This window comes from Neorhizobium turbinariae (genome assembly GCF_023223505.1).
Classification (GTDB): domain Bacteria; phylum Pseudomonadota; class Alphaproteobacteria; order Rhizobiales; family Rhizobiaceae; genus Neorhizobium; species Neorhizobium turbinariae.
This window is the reverse complement of sequence record NZ_JALPRY010000027.1, coordinates 70428-85911: the sequence shown is the minus strand read 5'-3', so window position 1 is coordinate 85911 and position 15484 is coordinate 70428. Positions and strand designations below refer to the sequence as shown.

17 protein-coding genes and 1 other RNA gene are annotated in these 15484 nt (G+C 62.3%); 8 read left to right on the top strand and 10 right to left on the bottom strand.

Annotated elements, in window-relative coordinates:
• Positions 1 to 28: 28 nt before the first annotated feature.
• Positions 29 to 730: a corrinoid protein gene (locus M0654_RS20805; protein ID WP_248684714.1), complete on the bottom strand. Its 702-nt coding sequence runs from the start codon at positions 728 to 730 to the stop codon at positions 29 to 31.
• A 264-nt stretch (positions 731 to 994) separates the two neighbouring features.
• On the opposite strand from M0654_RS20805, the gene M0654_RS20800 reads away from it, so the two are divergent.
• Both M0654_RS20800 and M0654_RS20795 read left to right on the top strand, forming a co-directional pair.
• Complete coding sequence (locus M0654_RS20800; RefSeq protein WP_248684713.1) at positions 995 to 2572, top strand: trimethylamine methyltransferase family protein; 1578 nt, start codon at positions 995 to 997, stop codon at positions 2570 to 2572.
• 117 nt (positions 2573 to 2689) lie between these two features.
• Entirely contained in the window at positions 2690 to 3349 is a 660-nt protein-coding gene (locus M0654_RS20795) for a ferredoxin (protein WP_248684712.1), read from the top strand.
• On the opposite strand, the gene M0654_RS20790 is transcribed toward M0654_RS20795, so the two are convergent.
• From M0654_RS20790 to ssrA, 6 genes are all read right to left on the bottom strand, one after another.
• Positions 3346 to 3696: a hypothetical protein gene (locus M0654_RS20790; RefSeq protein WP_248684711.1), complete on the bottom strand. Its 351-nt coding sequence runs from the start codon at positions 3694 to 3696 to the stop codon at positions 3346 to 3348. The two genes, M0654_RS20795 and M0654_RS20790, sit on opposite strands and share 4 nt — an antisense overlap.
• Positions 3697 to 3715: 19 nt before the next feature.
• A complete protein-coding gene (gene bmt, locus M0654_RS20785; RefSeq protein WP_248684710.1) occupies positions 3716 to 4732 on the bottom strand; it encodes a betaine--homocysteine S-methyltransferase in 1017 nt (338 codons plus the stop codon).
• Positions 4733 to 4859: 127 nt separating this feature from the next.
• Positions 4860 to 5078 carry a ribbon-helix-helix domain-containing protein gene (locus tag M0654_RS20780; protein ID WP_118849797.1) on the bottom strand — a complete coding sequence of 73 codons (219 nt, stop codon included), beginning with the start codon at positions 5076 to 5078 and terminating at the stop codon, positions 4860 to 4862.
• Between the two features lie 116 nt (positions 5079 to 5194).
• The gene (locus M0654_RS20775) at positions 5195 to 5389 is read right to left on the bottom strand and encodes a DUF4169 family protein (RefSeq protein WP_248684709.1); all 195 of its coding nucleotides are present in this window, start codon (positions 5387 to 5389) and stop codon (positions 5195 to 5197) included.
• Positions 5390 to 5399: 10 nt separating this feature from the next.
• On the bottom strand, positions 5400 to 5912 hold the full coding sequence (locus M0654_RS20770) for an SspB family protein (RefSeq protein WP_248684708.1): 513 nt from the start codon (positions 5910 to 5912) through the stop codon (positions 5400 to 5402).
• A 121-nt stretch (positions 5913 to 6033) separates the two neighbouring features.
• Positions 6034 to 6412, bottom strand: a transfer-messenger RNA (tmRNA) gene (gene ssrA, locus M0654_RS20765).
• A gap of 156 nt (positions 6413 to 6568) precedes the next feature.
• Between ssrA and thyA the strand changes: the two genes are divergently transcribed.
• Positions 6569 to 7483, top strand: a complete 915-nt coding sequence (thyA, locus tag M0654_RS20760; protein ID WP_248684707.1) for a thymidylate synthase — start codon at positions 6569 to 6571, stop codon at positions 7481 to 7483.
• Positions 7484 to 7501: 18 nt separating this feature from the next.
• Here thyA and M0654_RS20755 read toward each other — a convergent pair whose 3' ends face one another.
• The gene (locus tag M0654_RS20755; RefSeq protein WP_248684706.1) at positions 7502 to 8233 is read right to left on the bottom strand and encodes a response regulator; all 732 of its coding nucleotides are present in this window, start codon (positions 8231 to 8233) and stop codon (positions 7502 to 7504) included.
• Between the two features lie 246 nt (positions 8234 to 8479).
• Between M0654_RS20755 and M0654_RS20750 the strand changes: the two genes are divergently transcribed.
• From M0654_RS20750 to M0654_RS20735, 4 genes are all read left to right on the top strand, one after another.
• Positions 8480 to 9004 carry a dihydrofolate reductase gene (locus M0654_RS20750; protein ID WP_248684705.1) on the top strand — a complete coding sequence of 175 codons (525 nt, stop codon included), beginning with the start codon at positions 8480 to 8482 and terminating at the stop codon, positions 9002 to 9004.
• A gap of 142 nt (positions 9005 to 9146) precedes the next feature.
• The gene (hflK, locus tag M0654_RS20745; protein ID WP_118849792.1) at positions 9147 to 10250 is read left to right on the top strand and encodes an FtsH protease activity modulator HflK; all 1104 of its coding nucleotides are present in this window, start codon (positions 9147 to 9149) and stop codon (positions 10248 to 10250) included.
• A complete protein-coding gene (gene hflC, locus M0654_RS20740) occupies positions 10247 to 11203 on the top strand; it encodes a protease modulator HflC (RefSeq protein WP_248684704.1) in 957 nt (318 codons plus the stop codon). The genes hflK and hflC overlap by 4 nt, the downstream gene beginning before the upstream one ends.
• Before the next feature lie 214 nt (positions 11204 to 11417).
• Positions 11418 to 13103, top strand: a complete 1686-nt coding sequence (locus tag M0654_RS20735) for a Do family serine endopeptidase (protein ID WP_248684703.1) — start codon at positions 11418 to 11420, stop codon at positions 13101 to 13103.
• A 14-nt stretch (positions 13104 to 13117) separates the two neighbouring features.
• Here M0654_RS20735 and M0654_RS20730 read toward each other — a convergent pair whose 3' ends face one another.
• Together M0654_RS20730 and serB are read right to left on the bottom strand one after the other, a co-directional pair.
• Positions 13118 to 13696 (bottom strand): GNAT family N-acetyltransferase, encoded by a 579-nt coding sequence (locus tag M0654_RS20730; protein ID WP_248684702.1) that lies wholly within the window; start codon positions 13694 to 13696, stop codon positions 13118 to 13120.
• Positions 13693 to 14583: a phosphoserine phosphatase SerB gene (gene serB, locus M0654_RS20725; RefSeq protein ID WP_248684701.1), complete on the bottom strand. Its 891-nt coding sequence runs from the start codon at positions 14581 to 14583 to the stop codon at positions 13693 to 13695. Before serB ends, M0654_RS20730 begins: the two co-directional genes overlap by 4 nt.
• On the opposite strand from serB, the gene miaA reads away from it, so the two are divergent.
• A complete protein-coding gene (miaA, locus tag M0654_RS20720) occupies positions 14584 to 15477 on the top strand; it encodes a tRNA (adenosine(37)-N6)-dimethylallyltransferase MiaA (protein ID WP_248684700.1) in 894 nt (297 codons plus the stop codon).
• Positions 15478 to 15484 lie beyond the last annotated feature (7 nt).

Here is a 15484-nt window from a genome sequence, read left to right as displayed (position 1 = left end):
AATCAACTGCAGCCGCGGCCGGTCCTGTTCAGACGCCGGCCGCCAGGCTGTTGTGCTTGCGGCGGATGTAGTCCTTGGCCGTTTCCACGGCGACCGCGGCATCACGGCAATAGGCATCCGCGCCGACAGCCTTGCCGAACTCCTCGTTCAGCGGTGCGCCGCCGACCAGGACGATATAGTCGTCGCGCATCCCCTTTTCCTTCAGCGTGTCGATCACGACCTTCATGTAGGGCATGGTGGTCGTCAGCAGTGCGGACATGCCGATGATATCCGGCTTCTCGCGCTCGATCGCCTCAAGGTAGTTCTCGACCGGGTTGTTGATGCCGAGGTCGACGACGTCAAAGCCCGCGCCTTCCATCATCATGCCGACGAGGTTCTTGCCGATATCGTGGATGTCGCCCTTGACGGTGCCGATCACCATCTTGCCGAGCTTCGGAGCGCCGGTCTCGACCAGGAGCGGGCGCAGGATGTTCATGCCGGCCTTCATCGCATTGGCCGATAGCAGCACTTCCGGCACGAAGAGGATGCCGTCGCGGAAGTCGATGCCGACGATGCGCATGCCTTCGACCAGCGCCTGGGTCAGGATGTCGTAAGGCGTCCAGCCGCGCTCGAGGAGGATGTTGGTCGCTTCCTCGATCTCTTCCTTCAATCCGTCGTAAAGGTCGTCGTGCATCTGCTGCACGAGTTCCTCGTCGGAAAGCTCCGAAAGGATGATTTCGTCGTCGGACATGGACTGCTTCCCTTGGGGTTCGAGTGCCAATGACGAGGGAAAGGCAAATCAGACGCTCCTCCGTCCGCCTTTATCTTTAGCCGCAAAATGTCCGTTGATTTCTTTCAACTGCGACAACGCAACGTCGGAAAAACGACGGCGAGGCTGCGCCGATGTCTGTGTTGCGCAAAACCGTGGCGCAGACTGGCAGGGTTCGCCTTGCAGTTCGCCCTAGCATGGCACATCAAGACAAAGACGCGGGACGGCGCGAGGCGAGGACGAGATATGGACGAGATCATCCAGAACACGGAAACGGCGGCAGGCGGGAGCGGTCGGCGAGGCCGGGGCGAGAGAGGGGCAGCCGGGCGGCGTGCGGCGCGTTCGGGCAGCGGTCCGGGCCAGTCGCTGCCGTTCATCACCCGCAAGATCGGCGTCTACGAGGTGCTCGACGAGGAAGGGCTGCAGCTTATCGAGCGCAATGCCGACACGATCCTCGAAGAAATCGGCATCGAGTTCCGTGACGACGAGGAGGCGCTGGACCTGTGGGCCAAGGCAGGTGCGGATGTACGCGGCAGCCGCGTGCACTTTCCGAAGGGGCTCTGCCGTGAACTCCTGAAGACAGCGCCGAAGGAATTTACCTGGCACGCCCGCAACCCGGAGCGCAGCGTCCATATCGGTGGCAATGCGACGGTGTTTGCGCCCGTCTACGGTCCTCCCTTCGTGCGCGACCTCGACGGCAACCGTCGTTATGCGACGATCGAGGATTTCCGCAATTTCGTGAAGCTGTCCTACCTTGCGCCGTCGATGCATTCGTCGGGCGGAACGGTGTGCGAGCCGGTCGATGTCCCGGTCAACAAGCGCCACCTCGACATGGTCTACAGCCACATCAAATATTCAGACAAGCCGTTCATGGGTTCGGTCACGGCGCCGGAGCGCGCCGAGGACACGATTGCCATGGCGAAGCTCGTGTTTGGCGACGAGTTCGTTGAAAACAACTGCGTGACGCTGAACCTCATCAACGCCAATTCGCCGATGGTATTCGATGGCACGATGCTCGGCGCGCTGAAGGTCTACGCCCGCCACAACCAGGCAAGCGTCGTTTCACCGTTCATCCTCTCGGGCGCGATGAGCCCGGTGACGGTGGCCGGCACGCTGACGCAGATCCTGGCGGAAGTTCTCGCAGGTGCTGCAACAACGCAGCTGATCCGCAAGGGCGCGCCGGTGCTGTTCGGGACTTTCGCAGCCTCGATCTCCATGCAGTCGGGTGCACCGACCTTCGGGACGCCGGAGCCGTCGCTCGTGTCCTACGGTGCCGCGCAGCTGGCACGGCGGCTCGGCCTGCCGTTCCGTACCGGCGGTTCGCTCTGCGGCTCCAAGGTCCCGGATGCGCAGGCAGCGCATGAATCGGCGAACACGCTCAACATGACACTCCTGGCCGGCACGAACTTCGTGCTGCATGCGGCCGGCTGGCTGGAGGGCGGCCTGGTGTCGTCCTACGAGAAGTTCATGATCGACCAGGACCAGCTCGGCATGATGCAGAAGATGGCTGAGGGCGTGGATCTTTCGGAGGAAGGCCAGGCGCTCTCTGCCATTCGTGAAGTGGGACCGGGCAGCCACTACCTCGGCTGCTCGCACACCCAGGCGCATTTCCAGACGGCATTCTACCGCTCGCCGCTTGCCGACAACAATTCCTTCGAGCAATGGGAGATCGAGGGGCAGAAGCGTGTCGAGGAACGCGCCAATGCGCTTTGCCGCGCCTGGCTCGACTCCTACGAGGCTCCGCCGCTCGACCCGACTGTGGACGAGGCGCTGCTGGCCTTCATCAAGGATCGCAAGGATTCAATGCCGGACGCTTTCACCTGAAGAGAGCCCGATGCCGCCAGGGAGCAAGGCGGCGCGAGGCTGGTCGCCGACTTCATCCAAGAGGGGGTCTGGCGCCCGCACTACCGGTACAAGGGGCCGCGATGAGCGGCACGCCAAATGTTGAAAGAGCTATCAGACGCACTCGCCCCGCATGGCATTCACTTGCGGGGCGTGGTCAATTTTGCGGCGGGCGAGGGGCCGGTTTTGGGCAACGGCGCATCCGCGCTGTCGGTGGTGTTGCTTGGGAACGTCGGCGGGTCCATCTGGACGAGCTTTGCCGCGTGGCGCGAAAGCTATGGTGGGGCACATCCACTGGACCAATGGTCGAAGGCAATCATCCACCCCGTCGCAGAACGGGTGGGGGCGGAGGCCTTCTTTCCGTCCGATCCGCCGTGGCAGCCGTTCCAGCAATGGGCGATGAAGGCGGAAGCGATGCAGGCGTCGCCGCTCGGGATCCTCATTCATCCGGTCTACGGCCTCTGGCACGGATACCGCGGCGCGCTGGCATTTCGCCATCCGCTCGAGACCGTTCCGGAAGCGTCACCACATCCCTGTGCATCCTGCTCGACCAAACCCTGCATCACCTCGTGCCCGGTCGGTGCCGTGCGAGCCAACGGATTCGACGTTGCACGCTGCCGCGCCTATCTGAGGACCGAAGCCGCTCGCTCGACATGCCTCGCATCGGGCTGCGTCGCCCGCAATGCGTGCCCGGTCGGAGCAGGATATCGCTATCCGCCCGCACAGCTACGATTTCTCATGGATGGGCTGGGTTCTTAAATCTTCGCCTTAGGATAGGCGCGCTCCAGCCCGCCGGAGCGGGTCAGCCCATCCTTGAACGCCTGATAGGCCGGATGCTGGCTTGAGCGGGCGGCTTCCATCAGCCGGATCTGCAGCCGGGCCGGGGCATTGTCACCGATCCACTCGCCGGATTTGCCGAGCTTCAACGAGTTGAGGAACTTCGCCTCGGACGCCTGGTTGAGGAAGAGGTGCAGGCCTTCGAGCAGCATCTCGTCAGATGCAGGGTCGTCCATCAGCAGCTTCAGCCAGTTCTGGTTTTCGAGCGAAAACCCGGCCAGACTTTCTGCGACGGTTTCCCGGCTGCCGATTGGAGATATGTTTGCCATGACACCTGCCTCGACTTGTTCAGCCGCGGCGCCGGCGTCTTTCCCTGCCGGCGTCGCCGCCTGATTCACTGGCCGTCTTATTGCGCAGCGGGCCGATCTTGTCGACAATCTCCTCGATCGTTGGCCGTGGTCGCGGCGTATAATCGTCGAGCGCCTTGCGCATGGCCGCCAGATGTTCGCAGGACGTGCCGCAGCAGCCGCCGATGATCCGGGCGCCGGCATCGCGGGCGAGGCGGGCATACTCCGCCATCAGCGGCGGCGTGCCGGAATAGTGGATCTCGGCGCCGCGGTATTCGGGAATGCCGCAATTGCCCTTGACGATGGTGATGGCATCCGGCTCGGCGGCCGTCATGTCGAGGAGGCTTGAAAGAATGTCGGACGCGCCAACGCCGCAGTTCGCGCCAACGGCGACGGGTCCGTCACCCACATCTTTTGCGACGGCGTGGATGTCCTTCGGGTGAAGGCCCATCATCGTCTTGCCCGCCGTGTCAAAGGAGCCGGTATAGGTATAGGGCAGGCCGACCTTGGCGGCCGCTTCCGCCGCGGCGCGGATCTCATCGGCCGAAGACATGGTTTCGATCCATGCGACGTCAACGCCGCCGGCCTTCAGCCCTTCCATCTGTTCAGCAAAGGCGGCAACCGCATCTTCATAGGACATTGCACCGAGCGGGATGAGCAACTCACCGGTCGGGCCGACCGAGCCCGCGACGATGACCTTGCGGCCAGCAGCGTCCGCAACCTTTCGCGCAATTTCGGCGGCGCGTTTGTTGAGTTCGTGAACCCGGTCGTCGGCCTTGTGCAGCTTCAGCCTGTGGCGTGTTCCACCGAAGGAGTTGGTGAGGATGATGTCAGCACCGGCATCCACGAAATCCTGATGCAGCTTGGTGATCTTGGCAGGTTCGGTCTCGTTCCAAAGCTCGGGCGCTTCGCCCGCTTCGAGGCCCATGGCGAAGAGATTGGTGCCGGTCGCGCCATCGGCGAGCAGGACGCCTTTTTCGGAAAGAAGATCTGAGAGGGGATTGGGCTGCGGCGTCATAGGATCTCCTTTGTCGCAAAAGACATAAAGGTTCCTTTATATGTTGACAAGCTGCAGCATCGGCCTGCCTGCGACACCCGGCTCTCCGGGACCGCCGAAACGTTGGGTGCGAGTCCCGGGTGCTGGCTTAGCGGGTGCCTGCCGCCTTTAGCTGCAGCAGCACATAGACGCGAAGGGCCGATGACAGATTGCTGCTGGCCTGCCGCTGGTCGTCGACCTCCGCGATGAGGTTCGCAAGGCTGACGCCACGCTCGGCGGCGATCGCCTTCAGTTCAGTCCAGAACTCGTCTTCGAGCGAGAAGCTGGTGCGATGCCCATGCAACGTCGCGGAATGTTTACGGATCACGGAGCTCTCCGGGAGGGGCGGAACAATTGCCGCTATTCATACCGGGAACATTGGAGCGTCAAGCCAAGCGCTTGGCCGGGAGTTAACCAAGCATTTACGTGTGGCTTCACGCTGTTTCAGTTGTCGCTTTTTGGAGCGTCCAAGCGACCTTGGTCGAGTGTCTTCGACACTTTTTCGTTGAGCGCCCTGGTCAGCGTCTTCTCGGCCTTGCTGCGTCCGAAGGAAAGACGGTTCTGCTCCGCCGCCTTTTCCTTTTGCGCCCTCAGCTTGCCCTTGCGGGCCTGGCGAAGATTGACGATCTCGGCACTCATCGCTCAGCCGCTACTGCTTCTTGCGGAAGGAATCGAGCGAAACGACGGAGGCAGGCTTCTTTAACTCGTCGCCCTTGGGCGCTTCGTCTGCTTCGGCGGGCTTGGCGACCGGCTCAACCGGAATCGCCGTGATCTCTGCGGAGGCCTGCTCGTCTTCTTCGGCGAGCGGAACTTCAAACTCGAGTTCGAAATTGACCGACGGGTCGTAGAAGCCGCGGATCGCGTTGAACGGGATCACCAGGCGTTCGGGCGTGTCTGAGAAGGAGAGGCCGACTTCGAACTGCGTTTCGGTGACCTTCAGGTCCCAGAACTGGTGCTGGATGACGATTGTCATCTGCTCGGCATATTTTGCCTTCAGGTGCTGCGAGATGCGAACACCCGGTGCTCCGGTCAGGAAGGTGATGAAGAAATGGTGGTCACCCGGCAGCCGGCCGGTCGCCGCTACTTCCGACAGAACCTTGCGAATGACGCCACGAAGAGCGTCCTGTGCCAGAATGTCGTAACGGATATGATCCTGCCCCATAAGGTCCTGTCTTTCCTAATCTCGTCTCACGAATCGAACGCGTTATGCCATGCGGAAGCCGAGGGAGGAAAGCCCCGCCTGATGCTCCGATTTGCAGGATGATATTCGAGTGGCGCGTTAAGGTGAAGGCTTCTGTTGCCAGGTGCCTTCGGACCCCGCCTTAAAGTGCTACCTCCAAGGACTTAGGTCGGAATTCCCGCACCGCCATTAGGCAGCGAGAGCGTATTCCTTAGCGTTGTTGTCGTTTGCAACTACACTTTTTGACCCGATAACGGTGGTATCATGCCGAGCAAAAGTTCGATCTTTACGCCCTTGTCGATCCTATTTCGCCCCCATCAAAAGCCGGTCCAGATAACCATCCAGTCCGACCGGTTTTTGGTGGAGGCGCCGGGTACCGCCCCCGGGTCCAATAGGTTTATTACACCGACCGTTTATTGCCATAGCCGGACTTGCGCCCGGCAAGGACAGATATAGGCAATCCCCGCCGACATGAAAAGGGGTGGCGGTGCGCGCAGGATAACTTCTTTTGAGGTGGGGATATCGTGGGTGCGCGATTGGTGGCGCCTTCCATACCCGGTATGAACTGCTGATCTTCGAATCGGCCCGAATGCCGTGCCGTCCGCGCCGCGACCAAGCGAATGAAGGACCTGGAGCCCATGCTCAGACATCCTGAACACCAGTATCTCGATATCATCCGGCATCTCCTGGAAAAGGGAGACAAGCGTATCGACCGCACCGGTGTCGGCACGCTTTCGATGTTCGGTGCGATGATGCGCTTCGACCTGTCGGACGGAACCTTCCCTGTCTATTCGACGAAGAAGGTGTTCTGGAAGACGGCGGTCAAGGAGATGCTCTGGTTCCTGACCGGGCAGACGAACATCCAGTCGCTCCTGCGCGAGAACGTGCGGATCTGGACCGATTGGCCGCTTGCCACCTATCGCAAGGCGACGGGCACACAGATTTCGCAGGAAGAGTTCGAGGCCAAGATCCTTGCCGACGACGATTTCGCGCGGCAGTGGGGCGATCTCGGCCCCGTCTACGGCAAGCAGTGGCGCCGATGGCTCGGCGCAGACGGCAAGGAATACGACCAGGTTGCGGACGTGATCGAGACGCTGCGCAAGAACCCCTCGAGCCGGCGCATGCTGTTCCATGCCTGGAATGTGCCGGAGCTTGGCCAGATGGCGCTGCATCCGTGCCACATGACCTATCAGTTCTACGCGGCGAACCTCAACGGAGAAGGCCAGCCGCGGCTTTCGCTGATGGTCAACCAGCGCTCTTGCGACATCGGGCTCGGCAATCCCTTCAACATCTGTCAGCAGGCAGCACTGCTGGCGATGGTGGCGCAGCAGGTCGACATGGTGCCGGGCGAGTTGATCTGGGTCGGTGGCGATACCCACCTTTACCTCGACCACCAGCATCTTGCGGAAACCGTGCTGGAGCGCGAGCCGCGGCCATTCCCCAAGCTGCGCCTGACGCGGCGTCCGGCATCGATCGATGATTACCGGATCGAGGATTTCGAGGTGACGGGTTACGATCCTTATCCCGCCATCGAAGCGCCGGTGGCGGTCTGATCGTGTCCGGGGTGGGTCCTAGTGCTCCACCTTGGCGGTGAAGACATAACCCACGCCCCGCACGGCCTTGATGAGTTGCGGCTGGGTGGCATCCGCCTCGATCTTTCGGCGCAGGCGAACGATCTGCGCATCGATGGTGCGGTCGAAGGCTTCGAGCTGCCGGCCTCGCGTGGCGTCCATCAGGAAGTCGCGGGTCAGCACCCGCCCGGCGTGCTGCACAAAGGTCGCCAGCATGTCAAACTCGCCGGTGGTCAGTTCGACATCGGCACCGGCCGGCGAACGGAGCTGGCGGCGCACGAGATCGAGCGCCCAGCCGTCGAAGCGAACGATTTGGTCGTCGGCGGGCGCGGGCTTCTGTTGAACGGGATGGCGACGGCGCAGGATGGATTTGAGCCGTGCATGCACCTCGCGCAGGTGGAACGGTTTTGCGATGTAGTCATCGGCGCCGATCTCGATGCCGATGATGCGGTCGATGACGTCGTCGCGCCCGGTCAGCATCATGATCGGGATGTCGGAGGTGGCGCGGATTTCGCGGGCGAGGTCCAGCCCATCCTTGCCACCAGGCAGTGACAGGTCGAGAAGGATGATGTCGATGTTCTTTTGCGCCAGCTGCGCCTGCATCTCTTCCCCATTGGCGGCGCCGCTGACGATATAACCTTCGCCTTCGAAGTAGCGTGTCAGCATCTGTCGGATCCGCCCGTCGTCGTCCACAACCAGGATGTGGGCGGGATCGGATTGGGGAAGTGGCATGGACAAAGACACCAGGTTGTTCTCAACCTCTTGCTTGAGCGGATAACCCGCAACCGAATCTATCTAACCCTGAAGGCCACAACACAACCAGCATCTGGCCATTGCGTGAGGCTGGTCAACCCTGGCTTACCCCCGGTAGCGAAGGGGCGCGCCATGCTTTGACAGAACTCGCATGGTCCCATACGCAGTTTCGCCAACTTGAAAATGAGACAAATTGCCTACCCGAAGGTCCCCCGGAGGAACATCATGACCAAGCCGACCATCGCCATCATCGTAGCCGTATCCCGAAACGGCGTCATCGGCCGTGACGGCGACATGCCCTGGAAGCTCTCGACCGACCTCAAGCGCTTCAAGGCGCTGACCTCCGGCAAGCCGGTGATCGTCGGGCGCAAGACCTTCGACAGCTTTGGTGGAAAGCCGCTGCCGGGCCGGCCGCATGTGGTCGTGACCCGGAATGCGGATTGGCAGCAGGAGGGCGTCGAGGTCGCGGCGTCGCTGGATGAGGCCTTGAAGGTCGGGGAAAGGCTTGCGGCGGAGGCGGGCGTCGATACGATCTATGTGCTGGGTGGCGGGCAGATCTATGTCGATGCCATCAAGATCGCGGACCTGCTTCAGGTGACGCATGTGGAGGCCGACATCCCGGACGGCGACACGTATTTCCCGGCAATCGACCCTCAAGTGTTCGAACAGGTCGAGGAAGAGGTGGTGCCGCAGGGCGAGAAGGACACTTATGCCACGCGCTTTGCGACCTATCGCCGCCGCAAGGCGTGAATCTGGAACATTTCGTTAGCGTTGAACTGGAAGTTATTGAAGCCGCGTTGAAAGCGCTCTGCCACATACCTATAACGGCATTGGCTGGCTCCGCCTGTGCATGGCAGGGTCGAGGGTCGGGAGATACAACAAAGAGGTTTGAATGCCCTGGAGCAATCAGAATGGCGGCGGCGGTCCTTGGGGCGGCGGTGGCGGCAATAACCAAGGGCCCTGGGGGCAGGGACCGAACCGCCCACGCGGCGGTGGCGGCGGCAACAATGGCGGCCCGCCCGACCTGGAGGATATCATTCGGCGAAGCCAGGACCGGCTGCGCGGCGTCATGCCCGGCGGCTTCAACGGCGGCGCCTTCGTCATCGTTCTCTTGGTCGTTCTGGCATTCCTTGCCTTCCAGTCGATCTATACGGTGCAGCCGGATGAACGCGGCGTAGAACTGCGCTTCGGTCGTCCGAAGGAAGAAATCTCGATGCCGGGGCTGCACTTCCATCTGTGGCCGCTGGAATCGGTGGAGATCGTCAAGGTCACCGAGCAGCAGCAGAATATCGGTGCGGCGCGCGGTTCCAACTCCAATGCAGGCTGGATGCTGACCGGCGACCAGAACATCGTCAACGTGCAGTTCTCGGTGCTGTTCACGGTGACGGATCCAAAGGCCTATCTCTTCCAGCTGGAAACCCCGGCTGCGACGCTGCAGCAGGTTGCCGAAAGCGCCATGCGTGAAGTGGTCGGCCGCCGTCCGGCGCAGGATATTTTCCGCGACAACCGTGAAGGCATCTCGACGGAAGTCCGCAACATCATCCAGGGCACGATGGACAGCTACGGTTCGGGCATCTCCATCAATGCTGTGCCGATCGAGGACGCTGCGCCGCCGCGCGAAGTGGCCGACGCGTTCGAAGAAGTCCAGCGTGCAGAGCAGGACGAGGATCGTTTCGTGGAAGAAGCCAACCAGTATGCCAACCAGAAGCTTGGTCAGGCACGTGGTCAGGCGGCACAGATCCGCGAAGAGGCATCCGCCTACAAGGACAAGGTCGTCAACGAGGCCCAGGGTGAAGCGCAGCGCTTCGTCTCGATCTACAACGAATACGCCAATGCGCCCGACGTGACGCGTCGCCGTATCTTCCTCGAAACCATGGAAGCTGTCCTGAAGAACTCCAACAAGATCATCCTGGACAACAAGGAGGGGGTCGTTCCGTACCTGCCTATCAATGAACTGATGAAGCAGTCGCAGGCGACGCAGGGGGGCAACCGATGAACTCGAGCAAGCTTCCAGCATTCCTGATCGCACTGGCCGTTCTTTTCGTGCTGATCTACTCGTCCGTGTTCGTGGTCAACGAGCGCGAACAGGCAATCGTCGTCCGCTTCGGTCAGATCCAGGACGTCAAGCGCGAGCCCGGCATCTACTTCAAGCTGCCGTTTGCCTTCATGGACGCCGATCGTGTCCAGTATGTCGAAGACCGCGCGCTTCGCTTCGACCTCGACAACATCCGTGTGCAGGTCCGTGGCGGCGCCTTCTATGAAGTCGATGCTTTCGTGGTCTATGCGATCACCGATCCGCGGATCTTCCGTGAAACGGTTTCCGGCGACCGCGAGTCGGCTGAATCGCGCCTTCGCACCCGTCTCGACGCGGCCCTGCGCCGTGTCTACGGTCTGCGCAACTTCGATGCCGCTCTTTCGGATGAGCGTTCGTCGATGATGCAGGAGGTTCGTACCGATCTGAGCGCTGCGGCAGAGACCCTTGGTCTCACCATCCGTGACGTTCGTATCCGCCGCACCGACCTGACGCAGGAAGTCTCGGCACAGACCTTCCAGCGCATGAAGGCCGAACGCCTTGCCGAGGCCGAGCTCATCCGCGCCCGCGGTAACGAGCAGGGCCAGCGGCGGCGCGCCATCGCAGACCGCCAGGTGGTCGAGCTCGTGTCTGAAGCCCAGCGTGACGCTGAAATCCTGCGTGGTCAGGGTGACGCCGAGCGCAACCGGATCTTCGGCGAGGCCTTCCAGCGCGACCCGGCGTTCTTCGAGTTCTACCGCTCGATGCGTGCCTATGTCGCCGCCCTTGCCGACAGCGAAACGAGCCTCGTGCTGTCGCCCGACTCGGAGTTCTTCAAGTTCTTCAACTCCGCGGGTGCACAGGCGCCGGCGGCGCCAGCAGGGACCGCAACGCCTGCGGCACCGGCCGCGCCAGCGGCGCCGGCTCCGGCGAACTGATCCCAAGGGGGGCGGCCACGGCCGCCCCTTTTTCGTATCGGCTGGTTCAGGCTCTAGAACCTTGCCCGAGGGGGTCACGAAAAGGTAATTTCCTCCAATGCAGTTCCGTCCTATCTTCTGCCGAAACTACGCCCTATTCAAAGGCTCCTATCCAACCACCGGCTGAGTCCTGCTCCTCCGGGTGAAGCAACTAACGCATGAGCGAGGATGCCAGATGGCCCATTCGGTTCAGTCGACCTTCAAGCGTACCATCAGTCTGACGGCAGTCCTGGCACTGCTCGGTGGACCGCTGGAGGCCCTGGCTCAGGCCCCTGCACAACCCTTGCAACCTGCACCAGGTGGTACCGCCGCACCGAACGCAAATCCGGCGCCGGCCAATCCGGGCGGCCAGATGCTGCCGGTTCCGCCGACGGCATCGCCGTCCATCAATCCGCCTCCGGCGCCGGCGCCCATGGCATCTGCCGGACCTGCCTCCATTGCCGACATGGCAGAAGGCCTCCTGGATGCGGTTGTGAACATCTCGACGTCGCAGAGCGTCAAGGACGACGGCGCGGGCCCGCAGCCGCAGATCCAGGAAGGCTCGCCCTTCCAGGAGTTCTTTGACGACTTCTTTGACGGCGAGGGCAACCAGGGCGGCAACCAGAAGGTTTCCTCGCTCGGCTCCGGCTTCGTCATCGACCCGTCCGGTTACGTCGTCACCAACAACCACGTGATCGAGGGCGCCGACGACATCGAAGTCATCTTCCCGAACGGCAGCAAGCTGAAGGCGAAGCTTGTCGGCACCGACACCAAGACCGACCTATCGGTGCTGAAGGTGGAGCCGAAGGCGCCGTTGAAGGCAGTGCGGTTCGGCAACTCGCGCCAGATGCGCATCGGCGACTGGGTGATGGCGATCGGCAACCCGTTCGGGCTTGGCGGATCGGTGACCCTCGGGATCATCTCGGCGCGTGGGCGCAACATCAACGCCGGCCCTTACGACAACTTCATCCAGACCGATGCGGCGATCAACAAGGGCAATTCCGGCGGGCCGCTCTTCAACATGCGCGGCGAAGTCATCGGCATCAACACCGCGATCATCTCGCCGTCCGGCGGATCGATCGGCATCGGCTTCGCAGTCCCGACGGAGCTGGCTGAAAACATCGTCCACCAGCTGATTGAGTTCGGCGAAACACGGCGTGGATGGCTTGGCGTACGTATCCAGCCGGTGACCGACGATATCGCTGCAAGCCTGGGCCTCGATCGTGCGCGGGGAGCGCTTGTTTCCGGCGTCGTCAACAATGGCCCGATCAAGAACGGTGAGATCAAGGCCGGCGACGTGGTGCTGACCTTTGACGGCCAGCCAGTGAACGAGATGCGGGACCTGCCGCGCATCGTCGCCGAAAGCCCGGTCGACAAGCAGGTCGACGTGGTGATCCTGAGGGACGGCAAGGAGCAGACCGTGAAGGTGACGCTCGGACGCCTGGAAGACAGCGTCGATGCGGATGACGATTCCGACAAGCCTGATGCACCCGATGAGCAGGGCCAGAACAATGATCCGCAGGCAACGCCTCCAGGCGACCAGCCGGATCAATCCGGCCAGGCTGACCAGGCTGACAAGGGCGCCGCTTCGACCTTCGGCATGACGCTGGCGGTGCTGGATGAGGAGCAGCGCAAGAGCTTCAACATCGCCGAAAGCGTCGAGGGCGTGGTCGTGACGGCGGTGGCGCCGAATTCACCTGCGGCGCAGAAGGGCGTCAAGGTCGGCGAGGTGATCGTCGAGGTTGGGCAGGATTTCGTCGAAAAGCCCGAAGACGTGCTGAAGCGCATCAACGCGCTGAAGGCGGAAGGCCGCCGCAACGCCCATGTGATGGTGTCCGATACGGCCGGCAACCTGCGTTTCGTGGCGATGCCGCTGGAATAGCGAGCCACCGCAGATCAGGGGCCTCGCTGCGCCTGCCACGCATCCCTGGTCGCCGCGTACACGACGTGGCGCTTGAGGTGAGGATGCGTGTCCGGCACGCGCGGATGGTCGAAATCCATGGCCTCGATACGCTGCATGCCGATCCGTTCCATGACGGCGGTCGAGCGTCGGTTTTCCGCGACGGCGAAGGCGAGCACGGCGTCGAGGCTTTTTTCCATGAAGCCGAACTCCAGTACCGCCCGGGCCGCTTCGGTGGCGTAACCATTGCCCCAGTATCGGGTCGCAAGCCGCCAGCCGATCTCGACCACTTCCTTCGGGAAGATGTCCGGCATGTTGGCATAGGACAGGCCGCAGAAACCGATCGGCTCTGCCTCGTCACGAAGCTCCACGCAAAAGAGCCCGAAACCGTTGTCCTCGATCATCTGGTTCAGCTTCGGCAGCAGCGCGTCTGCCTCGTCGTGGCTGCGACGAAACGGAAAGAACTCCATCACCTTCGGATCGGCGTTGATCTCGCGAAACAGGTGCCGATCGCTCGAGACCCATGTCCGCAGCAGCAGTCGCTCGGTTTGAAGGACGACCCGTGCGCCGGTCATGGCGTCACGAAGTCGGTCTTCCGGTAGCCCTGGATGTAAAGCAATGCGGTGAGGTCGGCGTGGTCAATGCGCATCTTCGCCTGCGCCGCAACGGCGGGCTTGGCGTGCAGCGCGACGCCGGAGCCTGCAAGTTCCAGCATGCCTAGGTCATTTGCGCCGTCACCCACGGCCATCACATCGTCTGTGGAAATGCCGAGCTTGGCTGAGATCTGCATGAGCGCGTCGACCTTCGCCTGCTTGCCAAGGATGGGTTCGGCCACTTCTCCAGTGAGGGATCCGTCCTTCTCGAGAAGAATGTTGGCGCGGTTTTCATCAAAGCCCAGCGTTGCGGCGATCCTGCTGGTGAAAACCGTAAAGCCGCCGGAGACGAGTGCGGAATAAAAGCCCTTTGCCTTCATCGTGGCAATAAGTTCGGGTCCGCCGGACGTAAGCGTGATGCGTTGGGCAATGACGTCGTCAACGACGCTGATCGGCAGACCTTTGAGGAGTGCGACGCGTTCCCGCAGTGCCGGCTCGAAGGCAATCTCGCCGTTCATGGCGCGGGCGGTGATCGTCGCGACCTTGTCCTTCAGGCCCACGAGGTCGGCGAGTTCGTCGATGCATTCCTGGCCGATCATGGTCGAATCCATGTCGGCAATCAGGAATTTCTTGCGCCGGGTTTCTGCCTGCTGAATGACGAGGTCGATCGGCGCCTGGCCGATGACCGACCGCAGCGCGGCCTCCGCTGCTGCCGTATCCGCATCATCACGCAGGGCGATGTCGCAGGCCACGCCGTCTGCCAGCCAGTAAAGCCCGGAGGCTTGAACGGCTGCCGCGGCTGCTTCACCCAGGTCGGGCGTCAGAACAGGGTTTGACGGATGGGCGATGAGCGTGGCAACGAGAGCCATATGAAGTTTGACCTTTTGGAAGATACGGACGCCGTTCTGATAACGGGGCCGACGGCCAGCGGCAAGTCCGCGCTTGCCGTCGAGGTGGCGAAGCATGTCGGCGGCGTTGTCATCAATGCCGACAGCATGCAGGTTTACGACACCTTGAAAGTGCTGACGGCGCGGTCGTCCGACGAGGACATGCAGGGCGTGCCGCATTTCCTTTACGGGCATGTTCCGGCGACGAGGACGTATTCCACCGGTGAGTGGCTGCGGGAGGTGACGCCGCTCCTGGAGACGCTGAAGGTTGAGGGGCGGATGCCGGTGATCGTCGGCGGCACCGGGCTCTATTTTAAGGCGCTGACCGGCGGGCTGTCGGACATGCCGGAGATTTCCCAGGGTACCCGTTGTGCCGTGCGCCTGCGGCTGAAGGAGCAGGGTGCGCCGGCGCTGCATGCCGTGCTTTCCGAACGTGATCCGGAGGCGGCGAAGTCGCTGCAGCCCACCGACGGCCAGCGGATCGTTCGTGCGCTCGAGGTGCTGGAAGAGACGGGAAAGTCGCTGCTTGCCTTCCAGGAGCGGCGTGGGCCGATGATCGTCGATCCGGCGCGGGCGACGAAGCTCGTTGTTCTACCCGACCGGGCGGTGCTGCACGAACGGATCAACCTGCGCTTCCAGCGGATGATGGAGAGTGGAGCGCTGGACGAGGTGAGGACGCTGCTGGCGAAGGAGCCCGCAGCCGATGCGCCGGTGATGAAGGCGATCGGCGTTCGCGAGATTGCCGAGATGCTCCAGGGTCGGATGACGCCAAGCGAGGTGGTGGAGCGCTGTTCGGCACTGACCCGCCAGTATGCCAAGCGCCAGATGACATGGTTCCGCAACCAGATGGACGAGACCTGGCAGCGGGTGAACTAGGCGAGCA

Excerpts from the sequence above, each read along its gene's own strand:
- M0654_RS20805 (WP_248684714.1), bottom strand. The coding sequence starts at position 730 with ATGTCCGACGACGAAATCATCCTTTCGGAGCTTTCCGACGAGGAACTC.
- M0654_RS20800 (WP_248684713.1), top strand. The coding sequence starts at position 995 with ATGGACGAGATCATCCAGAACACGGAAACGGCGGCAGGCGGGAGCGGT.
- M0654_RS20795 (WP_248684712.1), top strand. The coding sequence starts at position 2,690 with ATGTTGAAAGAGCTATCAGACGCACTCGCCCCGCATGGCATTCACTTG.
- M0654_RS20790 (WP_248684711.1), bottom strand. The coding sequence starts at position 3,696 with ATGGCAAACATATCTCCAATCGGCAGCCGGGAAACCGTCGCAGAAAGT.
- bmt (WP_248684710.1), bottom strand. The coding sequence starts at position 4,732 with ATGACGCCGCAGCCCAATCCCCTCTCAGATCTTCTTTCCGAAAAAGGC.
- M0654_RS20775 (WP_248684709.1), bottom strand. The coding sequence starts at position 5,389 with ATGAGTGCCGAGATCGTCAATCTTCGCCAGGCCCGCAAGGGCAAGCTG.
- M0654_RS20770 (WP_248684708.1), bottom strand. The coding sequence starts at position 5,912 with ATGGGGCAGGATCATATCCGTTACGACATTCTGGCACAGGACGCTCTT.
- thyA (WP_248684707.1), top strand. The coding sequence starts at position 6,569 with ATGCTCAGACATCCTGAACACCAGTATCTCGATATCATCCGGCATCTC.
- M0654_RS20755 (WP_248684706.1), bottom strand. The coding sequence starts at position 8,233 with ATGCCACTTCCCCAATCCGATCCCGCCCACATCCTGGTTGTGGACGAC.
- M0654_RS20750 (WP_248684705.1), top strand. The coding sequence starts at position 8,480 with ATGACCAAGCCGACCATCGCCATCATCGTAGCCGTATCCCGAAACGGC.
- hflK (WP_118849792.1), top strand. The coding sequence starts at position 9,147 with ATGCCCTGGAGCAATCAGAATGGCGGCGGCGGTCCTTGGGGCGGCGGT.
- hflC (WP_248684704.1), top strand. The coding sequence starts at position 10,247 with ATGAACTCGAGCAAGCTTCCAGCATTCCTGATCGCACTGGCCGTTCTT.
- M0654_RS20735 (WP_248684703.1), top strand. The coding sequence starts at position 11,418 with ATGGCCCATTCGGTTCAGTCGACCTTCAAGCGTACCATCAGTCTGACG.
- M0654_RS20730 (WP_248684702.1), bottom strand. The coding sequence starts at position 13,696 with ATGACCGGCGCACGGGTCGTCCTTCAAACCGAGCGACTGCTGCTGCGG.
- serB (WP_248684701.1), bottom strand. The coding sequence starts at position 14,583 with ATGGCTCTCGTTGCCACGCTCATCGCCCATCCGTCAAACCCTGTTCTG.
- miaA (WP_248684700.1), top strand. The coding sequence starts at position 14,584 with ATGAAGTTTGACCTTTTGGAAGATACGGACGCCGTTCTGATAACGGGG.